The sequence below is a fragment of the Bacteroides bouchesdurhonensis genome (assembly GCF_900155865.1).
GTDB classification, from domain to species: Bacteria; Bacteroidota; Bacteroidia; order Bacteroidales; family Bacteroidaceae; genus Bacteroides; species Bacteroides bouchesdurhonensis.
This window is the reverse complement of the sequence record NZ_LT707006.1, coordinates 269,552-286,558: the sequence shown is the minus strand read 5'-3', so window position 1 is coordinate 286,558 and position 17,007 is coordinate 269,552. Positions and strand designations below refer to the sequence as shown.

General features: G+C 38.2%; 8 protein-coding genes and 1 pseudogene. 3 read left to right on the top strand and 6 right to left on the bottom strand.

What is annotated here, in order from left to right; genetic code table 11:
* Nucleotides 1–13 precede the first annotated feature (13 nt).
* The 4 genes from CZ225_RS01110 to CZ225_RS01095 form a co-directional block, all read right to left on the bottom strand.
* On the bottom strand, nt 14–3,139 hold the full coding sequence (locus CZ225_RS01110) for a SusC/RagA family TonB-linked outer membrane protein (RefSeq protein ID WP_077152695.1): 3,126 nt from the start codon (nt 3,137–3,139) through the stop codon (nt 14–16).
* Between the two features lie 24 nt (nt 3,140–3,163).
* Nucleotides 3,164–4,537, bottom strand: a complete 1,374-nt coding sequence (locus tag CZ225_RS01105) for an IPT/TIG domain-containing protein (RefSeq protein ID WP_077152694.1) — start codon at nt 4,535–4,537, stop codon at nt 3,164–3,166.
* Nucleotides 4,538–4,825: 288 nt separating this feature from the next.
* Entirely contained in the window at nt 4,826–6,661 is a 1,836-nt protein-coding gene (locus CZ225_RS01100; RefSeq protein ID WP_077152693.1) for a GxGYxYP domain-containing protein, read from the bottom strand.
* A gap of 24 nt (nt 6,662–6,685) precedes the next feature.
* Nucleotides 6,686–8,848, bottom strand: coding sequence for a GH92 family glycosyl hydrolase (locus tag CZ225_RS01095; protein ID WP_077152692.1), 2,163 nt, complete (start codon nt 8,846–8,848; stop codon nt 6,686–6,688).
* Between the two features lie 230 nt (nt 8,849–9,078).
* On the opposite strand from CZ225_RS01095, the gene CZ225_RS01090 reads away from it, so the two are divergent.
* Both CZ225_RS01090 and CZ225_RS01085 read left to right on the top strand, forming a co-directional pair.
* Nucleotides 9,079–11,610, top strand: a complete 2,532-nt coding sequence (locus CZ225_RS01090; RefSeq protein WP_077152691.1) for a Kelch repeat-containing protein — start codon at nt 9,079–9,081, stop codon at nt 11,608–11,610.
* A gap of 92 nt (nt 11,611–11,702) precedes the next feature.
* Nucleotides 11,703–11,889, top strand: a pseudogene (locus tag CZ225_RS01085) (transposase); the annotation flags it as partial.
* Nucleotides 11,890–12,106: 217 nt separating this feature from the next.
* On the opposite strand, the gene CZ225_RS01080 reads toward CZ225_RS01085, so the two are convergent.
* The gene (locus tag CZ225_RS01080; protein WP_077152690.1) at nt 12,107–13,228 is read right to left on the bottom strand and encodes a glycoside hydrolase family 43 protein; all 1,122 of its coding nucleotides are present in this window, start codon (nt 13,226–13,228) and stop codon (nt 12,107–12,109) included.
* A gap of 336 nt (nt 13,229–13,564) precedes the next feature.
* Here CZ225_RS01080 and CZ225_RS01075 point away from each other — a divergent pair, with 336 nt between their 5' ends.
* Nucleotides 13,565–14,884, top strand: coding sequence for a Gfo/Idh/MocA family protein (locus CZ225_RS01075; RefSeq protein ID WP_077152689.1), 1,320 nt, complete (start codon nt 13,565–13,567; stop codon nt 14,882–14,884).
* A gap of 85 nt (nt 14,885–14,969) precedes the next feature.
* On the opposite strand, the gene CZ225_RS01070 is transcribed toward CZ225_RS01075, so the two are convergent.
* Nucleotides 14,970–16,922, bottom strand: a complete 1,953-nt coding sequence (locus CZ225_RS01070; protein ID WP_077152688.1) for a glycoside hydrolase family 97 protein — start codon at nt 16,920–16,922, stop codon at nt 14,970–14,972.
* Nucleotides 16,923–17,007: the final 85 nt, after the last annotated feature.

The following is a 17,007-nucleotide window of genomic DNA, read 5'->3' as shown; positions in this document are numbered from 1 at the left end:
AAAAACGTGTCTTTTAGAAATCAAATTTAACATAACATGTGAAGTTCCTATTGATCGGATAAGCGGAACCATTACGTTCTTGAGCTTTACTTTCTGTTTCTGGATCCCATAATTTGAATGGGCTCCATGTGTACAAGTTTTCACCGATAAAACCAACTTGCATATTGCTTATAAAAAACTTACGTGTAAAAACAGGAGGTACAGTATAACTGATCTCAATGTTCTTCAAACGAATATAACGTCCGTCCTGCAACCAGAATGTCGAGTTTTGTTTATTGTTTTCGTTTGCTCCATAAGTCAGACGCGGCCAAGAGGCATTAGGGTTTTCTGTGGCGGGATCTCCTGAAACATCTCTGGATATCCAGCGGTTAGCATCTGCTACTAATTGTAAAACATTTCCTTTTGTACCATCATTGAATGGATGAATTCCATTACCTGTCATGTAGAAATCGGATTTACCGCTTCCTTGAAATAATATGCTTATGTCGAAATTCTTCCAATTAGCACTGATTCCTGCTCCATATTGAATGCCGGGATATGTTTTATACCCCAATGGAACTTTGTCGTCACCGTTAATTTTGCCATCACCATTTACATCTTTGTATTTGATATCACCAGGCAATACCTCTTTGCCTCCAAATTCTTGAACGGGGCTACTACGAATATCTTCTACATCTTTGAAAAGTCCCAATGCTATATAGCCACGTGTTTGGTTGGACCTGAATCCTCTATCCATTTTATACCACAATTCATTGGCCGCTTCGTCTTTATCAATAATCTCAGTATTCTGGTAAGTCATATTACCACGTATGGTGAATTTCACCTGACCTATTTTCTCTGTCAATGACGCGTTCCAGTCAAAACCTTTAGACTGCATTTTACCTACGTTGGCCATTGGAACTTTATCTGCTAAACCTGTGGTTTCCGGCATATGGTTACGTGTCATAAAGATATCGTCTCGTTTATCCTTGTAAAAATCAATCGATCCTTGGAATTTACCATTGAATAAATTCATATCAATTCCTAGATTGTATTTTTTGGCCACTTCCCAAGTTAGATTAGGTGTACCGATAGTACCATTACGATAGCCTGTTACGAAGTTTGTTCCAAATTCTCCGAAATTATAACCACCATTTACATTCACTAATCCTATATATGGAAAACGACGTCCACCAATTACATCATTACCCACTTCCCCATAGGAAGCCCGGATTTTTAGCATCTCTATCCAGGGAGCAATCTTTTTCACAAAAGGCTCTTCCGAAATAACCCATCCAGCAGAGAATGCCGGAAAGAAACCAAATTGTTTTCCCTTTTCAAAGTTCTCAGATCCGGTATATCCCCAGTTGGTTTCTACCAAATAACGATCCAGATAGGCATAGGTAAAGCGTCCTGAATAAGCCAAGTTACGTTTTGGAATTGAAGCAATAATATCCTCACCAAGATTCGTATCCGATAGTTCTTGCATATATACCATTGCAAATGCACCAAAACGGTGTTGCTCATTAAACAAACGGGAATAATTCAAATATGCTTCCGTGTAATAACGCTTATTACCCGATGTCGAAGAGTTTTGTGTCATCAGCGAAAGATCTCTTACTTTTCGTAGAACAAGATTTCCACTGGCATCACGCGTTCTGTCCGCCTCCCATAATTCAGGGGTTTTGACACGATTAACTTCATTCCCATTAAATGTATCAAATGCAAATGTTCCCTTAAATTTTAATCCTTTTGTGATAAAGTCCAGATCCTGTTCCAAGCTGATATTAGTCTCCATTTTATTCTGCCAGATAGTTTTATATCCGGTTTTAGTCATATAGTATTCCGGTGTCTGAGTACCACCTATAGATGGCTCTTGCCCGGTAGAATAACGTCTGGGAATAGTAAGTGCGGATAAACTGGAAAAAGCTTCCCATATATTTTCACCTTTACTTCCCGGTTGCGTACGATTAATTAAATAGCCACCAATTCCAATTTTTACAAGTGTCGATTTTGTAACATTCATATTCACGTTGGCTCGGTAATTGAAGCGCTCGTACGTGGTGTTTGTATTATACTTATTCTCGGTACTTTTACTTTTGTAGATACCTGCTTGATTAGTATATCCTAATGAAACGAAGTAGGTTACATTGGTACCACCACCACTCATATTAATATTGGCCATGTATCTGGGTGATGTTTTTTTCAGCATCAGATCTCTCCAGTTTACGTTCGGATATAGATCCGGGTCCATGTTATTGGCGATAATATCTAATTCCTCCCTTGTGTAACGAGGCAGTTCGTATCTTCCGACCGTTGCTTCATTTGCCAGGTTGGCATAAGTTAATGCGTCAACATAGTCGGGCATCTTTCCTCTGAAGTCTATACCACCTTGTACTTTTGCACTGATTTTCACTTTACCGGCCATACCCTGCTTGGTAGTAACTAATACAACACCGTTTGCACCGCGTTGTCCGTAAATGGCGGTAGCCGAAGCATCTTTTAATACAGAAAAGGTTTCGATATCTTCTACCGGGATCTCATTAAAACTTCTTTCCACTCCATCTACCAGTACTAAAGCACCTTGATTGGCACCGAACGTACTGATACCACGAATCCAGAACTCAGACATATCGGCTCCGGGTTCACCGCTGCTTTGTACAGCGATAATACCTGGGACAACACCTGCCAGTGAGTTGGTGATATTGGAACCCGGTGATTTTAACTGTGCTACATCAATCGTCGTATATGCCCCGGTCAGTGTTTTCTTCTGCTGGCTACCACTTGCGGTAACTACTACTTCGTCGATGGTTTGATTATCTTCTTTCAGGATGACAATTACTTCTTTTTTATTTTTTATACGTGTAACCGGTAATTCTTGAGTTGTATAACCAATATAAGAAATAATCAATACATCATATTCTCCAACTTTGATTTTGAACTTTCCATCCAAGTTAGTAGTTATACCTAGTCCCGGTTGATTTTTAGCAACGATAGTAGCCCCGATAACTGGATTCCCTGTTTCATCCTTTACGATTCCTTCTATTTCTTGTGAAGAATTCTCTTTCCGTAGTTGTTGTGCTTGTAGTTCTGTCGGTATGTTCCACAATGTAGCCACAAGAAGAAACAACATACATAGTTGTTTTATATAATTGTTCATAATTCTTTGATTTTGAGTTTCATGTTATTCGATTACGACCTTTCTAATACAATGATTTCCGCGGTCGGCCACATATAAGGTATTTCTGTGGAATGTCAGAGCTTCCGGTTCGAAGAATTTGGCCTTATCCGGCAGTCCGTCAGCATGTCCGCTTTCACGGGGCTTTCCGGCATACAGGGACACAGTTCCTTTCGGAGTTATTTTGCGTATACAATGATTAAACTTATCGGGTATTAGCAGGTTACCTTCTGGGTCCAGACATGGACTACTTGGCGAATTGAAGCGAGCTGCCAGACCTTCACCATTTTCGTAGCCTGATGTAGACCATTCACCTGCGAAAGGTTCCGGAGTGCCGAATGTATGAGTAGCTACGTCGTAAGATACTTTGTAGATACAATGTTTGCCACGTAACACTAAATAAAGGATATCTCCTTCCTTATTAAATAATAAGCGCATATCCATAGCGTTATAGCTACCTCTTACATTAAACATTTTTTCGTATCCGTTTGGAGCGTTTTTGTTGTACTTATAAACGGCTCCTTCATCGTTATGGTCAAAGAATAATTCTCCTGTTTTAGGATGTATAGCAACTGAAGCAGTACCAGATTTAGGAAAATTGATCAATGCTTTAACATTGACAAAGTTTGCTTCCCGGGTAGAATACATCACAGACACATCATTTCTTACATCACCCGAATTCCAACGGTTCGCCATAAATAACGTATCTTGAGTGCTATTGAACGCAAAACCATTACAAGATTGGTAAGGACCGGAACTATTATATACGAGCGTTTCCACTTCTCCGTTAGATGCTTTTCGAAGTGCTCCGTTTTTACTTTGTCCACGCCCTTCATCCGACCAATAAATCGTACCGTCTTTATCAGTAATTATTTGCCACGGGCGGCGTAAAAGGGCTACTGTGTACGCTCCATCAAGACGCTCGTCAGCTGCTTGTTTTCCGGGTGTACCAATCAATGTGGATACATTACTCTTGAACATATATTTGAATTCTCTATCGGAAGTGTATTCCACTTCTTCTTCTCCTTTTCTAATATATAAGCGAACATATCCCGTATCAGCCCGGGCAGGTACTACAGCATACAAAATATTATCATTGACTCTTACAACCTTTGCTTTTAATTGATTTACTGTCACTCGTACATAGTTGGTGTCCGTACCAAAATTGCTCCCTTTGATGATTAGCTTAGTGCCTAATCCTCCACTGTCCGGATAGAAAGTTTCAAAGGTTGATTCTACATCCGCTTTAGGCGGGTAAAAAAATTCTGAATTACTCTTTATTTCATTATTGTCACAGCAAATAACGAAGAAAGAGAGCAGCACCATGTATATCGGAAGTGCTGCTTTTACTTTACCACTGTTTAATTTAAAATTTTCCATAATTTTTAGATTGTGATTATTAGTAAGATTAATATCTCATTAACTAATAGCATCTATCTTAAAAATGCTATGATGCTTTTCTCGGAGGTGATTTGATACTGTTTTTCATATTTAAATACTATAAGGTTTTATCGAATTTATTTAGCGACGAATTAAACTAAACTCTATTAATAGAATGATTAATCTTGGGTTAATTAATCGGATAAACTTATTAATCCTTTTACTTTTCAGCCCGATTAATCCAATTTTCTATTTTTTGTATACAATCTATTGTTCTCGCACACGAAGCTATTTATACATCTCCAACAATTTGGTTGTTTGCTCTTTATTATGTTTCATTCTCATTCTCCAAATAAATTCTTGCAAGCTGACACATTTAAAGTTGGCTGGCAATCTTCGTTGACACATGGCAGCTGCACCTGCACCTGAGACATTTCCTTTAGCAGTTTCTCCTACCTCATCATCCGAGTTACCTATATCTGCAAATGAGCTCCAGGCATGAATATCTATCAGACTGAAATTTGGTTGCTCTTTTTTGAGTAAATTCGCTACATAAGCAGGAGTTCCTTGTCCGCCTGAGTTATTCTTTCCGAAATTCCAGATTGTATACCTGACTGTAATTACGGGAATCTCTATCCCATCATTATTGGTATACCAATAAGTTTCACCATGACCTCCATTATAAGGTGCATACTGCACCACAATAATTCCTTCCAGCCAATTATTTGCTTTAATGAAAGTTTTATAAGCATTTTGAGCTTTTTCTGATTTTGCATCATTGGTGAATAATCCAAGTACTTTGACACGATGTTGGCGCATATGTGCCGATACTTTATTTGCTAAAATATTCAGTTCTTTTTGAGTATCTTTTCCGTTGGCACTGGCAAAGTCATCTATATAGATGTATCCGCCACCACAGTTTTCTACTAAAGTATTTTCAACACTTTGATGATCGACGATGTTTTTGTAAACGGGAGGAGCAATCATACTTAAGTTAGTTGAAGGTATTCCAAATGACAACTTTACATCTTTTGCCTGACCGTGCTTGAACCAATCGTTATACCAAATGTGGAAAATCCATTGTACATTATCCCCATCCGACAGATAATAACTAATATATTTATTAGTATCATTTTCTGGATAAATTCTATTGGCAGGATTCATCACATTAACAAGCAGGTCCTTTTGATTTTGAGAATAATTGAGTGAGGTAAGGGACATATTCATGTAGTAATTACAAGGGATCATTAAATGTCCTTTCTCACTGATTTTCTGAACAAATGAGTGTTCATCCAAATCTTCCCAACCATATATTGGTGAACAGGGTGCCAACCAATCCAATACATCGTTTAATAGTTCCCAATTATGTCCTTTGTCATTTCTGATGTTTAGAACGAATAGTCTGTTTACAATGGCAAAATCTTTCATGTCATTGGTTAAAGATCCCATCAGTACCAAAGATTTGTTGTTACACTTGTCTTTAAATTCCTTCCAGGCATCTTTGGTTGTTTTTTCCCTTGCGTCATAAACCATTTTTAATCCTAACTCATCATACACAGCTTTATCACGAATATCCACTATGATAGCACTATGTACATGAGAAGCAACAGCTGCAACAGGTGAACTTTCGGGATTCTTCGTTACGTCTGTCAATACATATCCTTTTATTAATCGGGAGAAAACACCGGATTTCAGCAAAGCGATCCCGTCAAGTTTTGATATTTCCTTGGAGCCTTGCTTCTTTAAATTTTCTTTGCATAGGGTATAAGAATATCGATTATTAGGGTCTTCAAGCCAAATAGCATCATCCGCCTCTTTGTTTTCAACTGCTCGGTTCACAATGCCGGCTAAAGATTGGCACATATTTGTATAAGGCAGTCCTTTTCTTAGTTTCGGATAATTCTTATCGGTTTCTGTATTACCCATTGGACAAACATAATACCCTTTTGGAATAACCTTAGATTCCAACGACCAGAATTGTCCGCAATTATTTGACTTATCTACTTGTGTAAAATAATCGGATTTTGTTTTTATGGAATCTCTTCCTGTATGTCCCTCTATTTTAGAGTCTTTACAACCGGAATATACCATTAGGAGAATCAAATAAAATAAATACTTTTTCATTGGATCTGATTTTAAAGTTACTATTTATAATCCCCATTTAATATTCGCTTTTTCACTTGTTTTGTATTTGATGAAGGCTCCATTCTGTATTTCAGTCCAGTCGATCCATGTCTTTTTTGCTTTCTTTCCATTGATTTCCATACTGTGGATATACGGTTTGGACATACTTCCTCCTTCTATTTTCAGTTTTCCTTTGGGAAGGTGTAAAGTGATGTTCTTGAAATAAGGTGTACTGACACTGAACCCTGCCACTCCAGGTATCATCGGATATAGTCCGATAGAGGCGAATACATACCATGACCCCATTGATCCACAATCATCATTGCCGGGTAAGCCATTCGGTAGTGAAGTGTACATTTCATTTAGGATTCTGTGTACCGTTTCGGATGTTTTGTAGGGACGCTCTGTCCAGTTATATATCCAGGGAACTTGGAAATCCGGTTCGTTGCCGGCTGCATAATAATGGTCGTCATAGCCGGCATCCAAACGTACAAACAAACTATCCAGACGCTGAGACGCTGCTTTTTTGCCTCCGATTGTATCAATCAATGTTTCCAAATCATAAGGTACCATCCAGAAATAATTCTCTTTGGTTGCTTCACGCCAATCGTGGTCGGGATTCTTCCAACTCAAATCATGATTATGTCGTGAGCGTAACCATTTGGTAGAAGGGTCGTATAGATTTTTCCAATTTAATGAACGTCTCATGAAAAAGGAGGCCTCATGATCGTTTCTCATTGCTTGCAAAGCAAATTGACCGATGGCATAATCTGCTGATGTATATTCAAGACATAAGGAAGCATTTTCTATCCCTTTAGTTAAGTAATTAGATAATCCTGGGCGTACTTCTACATTTTGTGAATAGGTACCGGGTATGCAGGCACCACGTTTCATGTGTTTGAAAGCTGTTTGAGTATCGAAATTCTGTCCTCCGAAAGCATAGGTATTAGCAATGATAATAGGCATGGGGTCACCGTGCATCACCCCGGTTTCTATATTGGCAGTAATCCATCGTCCGTAACCTCCTGCTTGTTCGGCGAAATCTATGGCAGATTGCATCATGTCGGAGGTCTCTTTAGGATAAAACATTGCTAAAAGTTGGCATTGTGTACGATAGGTATCCCAACCGCTAAAAGTAGTGTAGTATTCTCTTCCGGGTTGTACCTTATGAACCGCAAAATCGGCACCGATATATTCACCGTTCACATCATTGAATATATTGGGATGGATCAATGTATGATACCAATGTGTATAAAACTGGGTTAGTTTATCTTTATTGTCCGAATTCACTTCTATTTTGCTCAAATGTTTGTTCCATTCATTACGCGTATCAGCCAATACCTGTTGATAGTTGCGTTTATTATTATCCAACCGTAGATTTTCTTTGGCGTTTTCGATGGATACGTAAGAAATGGCTACTTTGTATTCTATTATATTCCCTTTTGTGGTGTCAAAAGTAAAATACCCTCCGGATTTAGCTCCACCGATTTGATTTCGGTCTTTTTTTAAATTATCTCCTTTCCAAGTCCCAAAATCTTTCGCTTCATGGTCAAATTCAGCGGCAAAAAATATACGATAATCAGTCTTGTATCCACAAAAATCACCTCCTTCGGCATACCCTTCACAAGAAGAAGGGGATGTGATTTTTATAAAAGCGTTGGAAAGTTCTGTAGAACTGACTCCGGAGCCGACTAATACAGTACCTTCTTCATTGTCGGTAGGAAAAACGAACTGAGCGACTCCGCTGCGTTTGGAGGTAGTAATGTTACAGACGACTCCGTCTTTCATTAAAAGGGAAAGGCAACCTGCTGTGGATTCTTTGACGGATTTATAAGGTGGGTAGTCATTCATATCTTTAGGAGATTTTGTTACTTGTCCACTGATGGGGAGTATAGGGAAATTGCCCATATGTGCACATCCGGACCCGGACATTTGATTGACAACAATTCCTTTCTGGGGTGAAAAGAATGAAGGGGTGAATTGTATCATTCCGAAGGGATAACTGGCACCAATATAAGTATATCCACAACTTAGTCCGTTGCCTTCACTCCCGATACGAGTGTCTACTAAATGTGCATAGTTTGTACTCTGTTGTTTCTGCTCTGTAGTTTGAGCGTTGCTGTTTTTACAAATAAATATCAATAAGAAAAGTACTGGTAAAAAAATGAGTAAGTGGTTTCTTTTCATTGCAATGATTTTTTAGATTAATTCGTGGCAAAGAAACGTAACTACTATTAATAGGGGGATTAAATTCGGGTTAATTAATTGCGGATTTTCTTTAATTCTATCATTATAAATTCTATCTTTGTCTCAAAGTAAGTCCTAATATTATGGTCGTCAACACAAAATATAAGTTTTTATTTATTCAACTGATAATACTACTAATTGCAATTCCTCATTTAAACGCTCAGGGTTTAATGTTCTATGGAAATAAGTTACCTATTGAGCAACGGACTTCTTACACTCTTTTTGATAAGGATAAACTGCCAGTCTTTTCCGATTATGTTGATATTGAATTTGATCTGAAAATATCTCAGAGCGATACCTTCGGTTACTTGCTTCATTTGATTGATCCTGAAAACCATGATGCATATAGTCTGACCTATACTTCTGTGAATAATGAGACAAGTATTTTTAAATTCAATACAGAAGGAAAAAAGAACCATATTGCTATTACCATGGCTAGTGATTCGATTATATCGCACTGGTTGAGGGTGAAACTGCATATCGATTTTTTGTCAGGAAGAAGCAGGATGGCGATAGGCAGTCAAAGTACTGATGGCGATATCGGACTTGTGACACAGTTGCAGCATGTACAACCTATGCTTATTTTCGGACGAAGGGAACATCTGGTAGATGTTCCGGCTTTTTCGATCAGGAAATTGAGAGTGTCGGATAAAGCGGAGAATTATAGCTTTCTGTTGAATGAAAGTAAAGGGAATCTTGTGCATGACAGTAGAGGTAAAATAAGAGGAACGGTGATAAATCCCTATTGGTTAATTAATGATTCTTATCATTGGAAACGGGTGGCAACATTTAATTCGTCCATATCTATGGGGGCCAAATTTAATCTTGAAGCACAAGAAATACAGTTTATCACTCCGGACTCTTTCTTCACTTACCAGGTAGATACAAAGAAATCTTTGAAAAGACCTTATGCCAATGAAATGCCGGTAAAAATGCAGTTGGGTACGAACTATATCAATGGAGCAACCGGAAATATCTGTGCTTATGAAATCAATAACTTGCCGATAGGAAGTATTACGATGGCTTCTTTAGATCAATCAACTCTTATGTGGCAACCATTAGGCAAAGCATTTACCAAGGTTCAGTTACATCATCATAATGGCTTCTGGGATAAACAAAATAATCGTTATTTGGTATTTGGTGGGTTCGGTAACAGATTGTATAACAATAGATTCCTGACTTATAATGCATCGGAGGACAGATGGGATACGCTTCACTTTGAAGGAGATAATATAGCACCTCGTTTTTACTCCTCAATGGTATCCTCCGGAAAAGGGAACTATCTATATATTTATGGAGGAGTTGGAAATGAGTCCGGTGATCAGAGTATCGGTCATGATTATTATAATGATTTGTATGGAGTAGATCTGGAGCGACGGACTATTAAGAAATATTGGAGTCATCCGATCGAAGAAAAAAGAGTGCCGTCCGAACAAATGATTTTATCAGAAGACGAGAAATCATTGTATACCATTCGTTATGCTGAATATATTAAATCTACTTATTTGGAGCTGTACCGGATGTCAGTAGAAAATGGTGATATGGAACAATTGGGCGACTCTATCCCTTTCATTTCTGGTTCCATTAAGTCTACCGTTTCATTGTTTCATAATCCGGTACTAAATGAGTTCTATTGTGTGACTCAGGAAGTAGATGAATACGCTAAGCAGGTAAAAGCAGTAGTTTATACGTTGGCGGCTCCTCCTGTCGGTAATGCCGAGATGGAATATTATTCAATGGAAAAAGGAGATATGGGGTCTCTGAAATGGCTTTTCTCCTTCTTAGCATTGTTGGTGCTAATTCTTGGAGGGGTAGTATTTATATATGTCCTCCAAAAAAAGAAAGGAACTGGGAACGGCAATAATAAAACTGCCACTGATGTTTCATCATATATTTATCTTACTAATAGTATAAAGAGAGATGAAGAAGAAGTTTCTGGTTCGACAAGTATAAGTCCGGCAGTTAAGCAGCAGGCAGAATGTAATAAGATCTATGTGTATGGTCGATTCACGATTTATGGTAGGACCGGACGTGACATTACTTATCTATTTAGTAAAAAATTGAAATACATCTTTTTATATATCTTGTTAGATAGTGCAGGAAAAGGAGCAGGTGTTAATTCTTCTTCGTTAAATGAGATTTTTTGGCCTGATAAGCCGGAAGATAAGGCAAAGAATCTGAAAGGTGTGACTATTAGTAATCTTCGTAAGGCATTGTCGGAGTTAGATGGTATCAAACTTGTCTATGAGAGAGGTATTTTTAAAATCTCAATAGATACAAATATCTGTTACTGTGATTACTTCAGTTTACATGATCATTTGGCTACACATCCACAGTCTTGTGAGTCTTTCCTGAATATCTGGGAAAGAGGGCAGTTGCTGGAAAACGAGGAGTATTCTCTGTATGACAAATACAAACAATATTCGGAAGATATCATTTTCTCTTTGTTACCTAAGGATCTGCCTATATATTATCAACGGAATGAGTTTTCTTATGTGTTGCGAATTTGTTTCATTATGTTGCAAAGAGATCCTCTCAATGAACAGGCTTTGTCATATTGCATGCGTTCTTACAAGAAATTGAATGATTTTGCAAACCTTTCTAAGGTCTACTCCATATTTATTATTGAATACCGTAAAAGTATGGGAGAAGACTATAAAAAAACTATAGAAGAATTGCTACAAGAGAAAAAGAATGTGTAGTTTATATCAGAGAAAAGACGACTAAAATCTAGTTTGTAACTTCCAAATTTATAAATTCATTTCAAATGTGTCACAGAACCCTTCCTAGCCTTAAAATACTGCTTAGAAAAAAACTTGATTGAGACGGTCAATGACAATTTGAAGAATATTGTACAGATTGAATATTTCAGACATCGTTTGTTCAATAACTTCATTGCCAATTCATTGGAGGCTATAGCAACATATTGTTTCTTTGAAAAGAAACCCACCATTGAACTTAATTTTGTCTATGATGGATAATCTACTATTTTTTGAGTTTATATTGAACTCACGTTATTTAAATGATTTCCCCGAAATTGCATCATAAATATTATCTCTTTCAATATATGAGAGATGGTTTATCTTCATATGATAGAAGGATATTGCCATCAAAAAGTGACCTTCTCAAAATAAAGTTTGATAGAGTTGAAGCAATTCCGGGGAATTCTATTGTTGGGTTAAAACAGGATTACGTGTTTTATTCTGGTGCAGTGGTAGGACCCTCTACATACAGTCGTCCATCTTCATCCACACCCATTTTGTCGATAAATACCACGCGCTCATTTCCTGTTTTTTCCGTGCGGCCATGATAAACGCAATACATCTGTTTACCATCTTTCGACCAGGTAGCACTGTTGTGTCCGGTACCTGTCACAATACCGCCTTTTTCTATGTTCTTTTCCAACACTGGGTTATCAGGCGATTTGATAAATGGACCGAGCGGGTTCTTGGAAGTAGCATAACCTACTGCATAGTTCTTTCCCCCGAAATAATTAGCCGAATACATCATATAATAAGTGTCCCCTTTCTTAAAGGTATAAGGACCTTCCGACCAGCGGCGGTTCACCTCTCCGGTAGTTACGGAACGGCTTTCCCATTCAGATTGCTTATCATCCAATTTTACCGGTGGACGGAGCAACAGGATCGGTTCACCAATTACCCCTGTTAAATCAGGTTTTACCTCAATACCATAAATCCAGCTTTCTTCTATTTCATCAAATTTACCTTCTTTTTTTGCCTGTTCTGCAATCTCACTTTCTACTGGGTTCTTATAGCAGCAACGGGAATAATACAGGAAGGTACGCCCGTCTTCGGTATCTATCAGATTACCATCTATTACAGGATAGCCAGGGTCGAACAGAGGAGCTGAAGAAAGTTCTTTAAAGGGACCGGTCGGTTTATCGGCTACAGCCACCCCAATACGGAAATTCTCCAATTCTTTTGTTGGGTTTACTTTCCAGTCTGCACTGAACAGCATGTAAAACTTACCATTTCGTTCATATACTTCCGGTGCCCAAAAGTTGGCTACTGCCCATGAACCTTCGATGTTACCCCGGTAAACCTGTCCTTCATCCTTCCAGTTCACCAAATCAGGCGAGGAATATACACTAAATCCATCTACAGCTCCACCGCCGGTTCCATACATATAATACATACCGTCTGAAGCCAATAATACATAAGGATCTCCAAACTTTACCGGTAGCGGATTTATGGATACTGTCGGTTGGGATTGATTTTCTTTTACCTTCGTCACGCAAGAAGAAAGCAGTAAGCTTGACAGAGCAAATGCCCAGATTGCGAATTTGTTAACCTTTCTCATCTTTATTTGTCTAAGTTATATTGTTTATATTAGTCAGGTGTTTTATTACTTTATAGCCGGAAAATGTTCAAAAGTAATAATTTTATCTCTTTCATGCTAATAATTCAACGAATTCTATCATCCGGAGGGTAGGCAGATGCATGAGTTTGGATTATTGATGTGCTAACAATCGTTTTGGTTGAGTGTTATACACAATCCAATAGCAGTGAAAACAATTAATTCTCTTCGGTTATCTCATAAAAAGACATCTATTTATACGTATTCTAAAAAAAACATATAACTTTAGACCAATTTCTAATTACTCTTATTTTTAACCTTAAAAAACTAGTAGATAACATGAGCTATAAAATGACTCGAAAAGACTTCTTGCGATTATCAGCAGTTGGACTTTCTTCTTTAATTGCACCCTGGTCAGCTTCTGCTAACCCAGCTCCGGTTTCCGGAAAATCTAAAAAAACTGAGGCAAACGATAAAATTAATGTCGGTTTCATCGGTCTGGGACAACAGGCAATTCATCTCATGGCAGGTTTCATTACTATCCCTGATGTACGTATTGTGGCCGGTTGTGATGTTTATGACATCAAACGTGACCGTTTCCAAAACCGCGTGAATAAGTATTATGCAGATAAAGGTATCAAGAACAAGCTGGATATGTATATCCACTACGAGGAACTTCTTGCCCGCAAGGACATTGACGCTGTAGTTATTGCAAGTCCCGACCATCAACATGCATTAATGGCAATTGCCGCTTGTCGTGCAGGAAAAGATATATATATCGAAAAACCGCTTACGTTCACCATTTATGAAGGACAACAACTTGTTAAAGCTGTTCGTGAGAATGCCCGAATTTTGCAGGTTGGTAGCATGCAACGTTCCATGAATGAATTCATCCATGCCGCCAATGTTGCCCGCGAAGGTATGTTGGGTAAAATATCACTTATGAAAGCTCATGTGGGAGATGGACCAAAACCATATGATTTACCGAAGCAAGAAGTTCCGAAAGGACTTGACTGGGACCTATGGCTCGGTCCTTTGGATACAAAATGGCATTACAATCATGAATTAAATCCATTGCTCAACGAAAATGGAAGTGATGAATGCTGGGGAGCATGGCGTTGGTATCAAGGAATGGGTGGTGGTTACACGACTGACTGGGGAGCGCATATGTTCGATATCGGTCAATGGGCTATTGGAAAAGATGGCTCTGGCCCAGTGGAGATTCTTCCACCGTCAGCAAGTCCTTATGACTGTCTTACTTTCCGTTATGATAACGGTATCGAAATGACACAACAAAAGTTTGATGGTGGTAAACAAGGAATCAAGATTATCGGTGAAAATGGTTGGATTCAAGTTTGTCGTGGTGAGTTCCTTGCTTCTTCTCCTGAATTTATGCCTAAAAAGGTCGATGAAAAGGCTGTTTATGAAACGAATGTACCGCATTATCAAATCTTCATTGATTGCATCCGTTCACGTCGTGATCCGAATGTTCCTGTTGAAGTAGGACATAGCTCTTGTACAGTATGTACATTGGGTAACATTGCCTATGAGCTTAATAGACCTCTACAATGGAATCCTATCGTACAGAAATTTGTAAACGATCCGGAAGCGACAAAGAAGCTTCATTATGATTATCGTAAACCATACACTTTGGAATAATACTTCTAATGCAAAATAAAAAAACTACGGGAATATATGTTGCCGTAGTTTTTTTATAATCTATTGTGATCAAATACCAAATGACTTATTCCAAAACAGCTGCAAATCCTCCGTTTCTAGCCATCTTAACAGAAATTCTCTGCCCTTTCTTAACGTTTGAAGAATTAATCCGGTAATCCATTGCCTGACGTCCTGCATTGACACCGTCCTCAAATGAAGTAAGACGATAAGTTTTATTATCTTTCAGGAAGTCAAGGTTAATTTCAAACTGTCTTTCATTCTCTTTATTATTGGTCATTCCACCGATGTACCATTTTTCTCCTTTACGTTTGGCTACAATTACGTATTCACCTACTTTTGCATCCAGAGCAACTGTTTCATCCCAAGTAACAGGAACCTGAGTAATGAAGCGTGTACAATCTTCATTACGATAGTATAAAGTAGGGTTATCTGCCAACATCTGCAATCCACTTTCGAAGATAACAAACAGAGCCATCTGGTAAGCACGTGTACCGATACTTGCTGAGTTTGGACGTTCAGAACGGTAAATATTTGGTTGCATGCTGATCATAGCTCCCGGAGTATAGTCCATGGGACCTACTGCATTTCTCATGAAAGGAAGATAAACACTATTATCGGGTACACAACCACCCATTTGTTCCATACCTCTCACTCCTTCGTAAGATAACACGTTCGGATATTTATATTCCAAACCTGCCGGTTTAAATGAGCCATGGAAATCAACAAATAAATGATGTTTGGCTGCCTCTTGAGCAACTCGTTCATAAAAGTTCACCATCCATTGGTCGCTACGGTCCATAAAGTCGATTTTCACTCCTTTTACTCCCCATTCATTGAATGTTTTAAATAGATCGAAATTATTCTCTACTACTAACCATGTCAGCCATAAAACAATACCTACATTCTTTTCTTTTCCGTAACGGATCAATTCATGAAGGTCTACATCCGGATTAGGAGTATAAGGGTCACGAGTACTTTTTGCCCAACCTTCATCCATTATAATATAAGGAATACCGAACTTAGAGGCAAAGTCAATAAAGTATTTGTATGTTTCCAGGTTACAGCCTGCTTTAAATGTCACATCCTGTCCATAAGGAGTAGCTCCGTTCCACCATTCCCAGCTTACTTGTCCCGGTTTGATCCATGATACATCCTGCAACTGGTTTTTGGTAGCCAATTTATAGGTCATTGTATTTTCTAATATCTGCTTATCATCCTTTGTAATCACAAAATAACGCCATGGAAAATTTCGTTGACCTTTAGTCTTTGCAATATAATCTGCTTCTTTCAGGATTTTGAGACTACGGTCCCCATCATCACCGAATTCAAGGGGGACTTTAGGGAAAGTAGAAGTTACACCGTTTTTCCCTGTACCTTGCAAGAACATACAAGGATAATCTGATAAATCGGATTCACTGATCAGAATTTTATAAGATTTCCTTGTATCAATGAGTATTGGGAGCACAGATCTTTTGTCTGAAGGTTGCCATGATTGGCTTGTAACGTGTGTGTAAGGCTCTTCATAAGCAGTCTTGTATCCTCCCGGTTGTTGTAAGTGTAACAAATAATCTGCAGGGAATTGCAATGAAAAATCTTCTCCGAATACTTCGATATCTCCCTTCTGCCGAGTGATGAAACGATAAGCGATTCCGTCGTTGAATGCGCGGAATTCTACGGAATAGTTACCTTTGAGATTAAGCAGAAGTTGGTTGTATTCGTTGTTTACAGATGAATACTTTAACGGTACTATAGGAGTCAATTCTTCTTTAATACTAGCTCGTTTCTGTCCTGCTAGCTTAGGTTGCTCTCCTAAAGTTTGGTTTTTCAGCTTAAGCTGTAGTGAGTTGTCTTTCAATAAAACCTCATTATTACAAGATACATCATAATAGATTTTATCGGCAAGACGAACGGATACTTTAATATCTCCATTGGGAGAAACCAGTTCCAAATTTTTTTGTGCCTGTGCACTTAATGATAAGTAACAGGCGAATAAGGATAAAAGGAAATACTTTTTCATTTTTGTTAGATTGTTATGGTGTAATATTCAATGTTTGATGTTTAGTGTTGCAACATTTGCAAATATAAGTATTTTAATTTTGCAT

Excerpts from the sequence above, each read along its gene's own strand:
- CZ225_RS01105 (WP_077152694.1), bottom strand. The coding sequence starts at position 4,537 with ATGGAAAATTTTAAATTAAACAGTGGTAAAGTAAAAGCAGCACTTCCG.
- CZ225_RS01080 (WP_077152690.1), bottom strand. The coding sequence starts at position 13,228 with ATGAGAAAGGTTAACAAATTCGCAATCTGGGCATTTGCTCTGTCAAGC.
- CZ225_RS01100 (WP_077152693.1), bottom strand. The coding sequence starts at position 6,661 with ATGAAAAAGTATTTATTTTATTTGATTCTCCTAATGGTATATTCCGGT.
- CZ225_RS01075 (WP_077152689.1), top strand. The coding sequence starts at position 13,565 with ATGAGCTATAAAATGACTCGAAAAGACTTCTTGCGATTATCAGCAGTT.
- CZ225_RS01110 (WP_077152695.1), bottom strand. The coding sequence starts at position 3,139 with ATGAACAATTATATAAAACAACTATGTATGTTGTTTCTTCTTGTGGCT.
- CZ225_RS01090 (WP_077152691.1), top strand. The coding sequence starts at position 9,079 with ATGTTCTATGGAAATAAGTTACCTATTGAGCAACGGACTTCTTACACT.
- CZ225_RS01095 (WP_077152692.1), bottom strand. The coding sequence starts at position 8,848 with ATGAAAAGAAACCACTTACTCATTTTTTTACCAGTACTTTTCTTATTG.
- CZ225_RS01070 (WP_077152688.1), bottom strand. The coding sequence starts at position 16,922 with ATGAAAAAGTATTTCCTTTTATCCTTATTCGCCTGTTACTTATCATTA.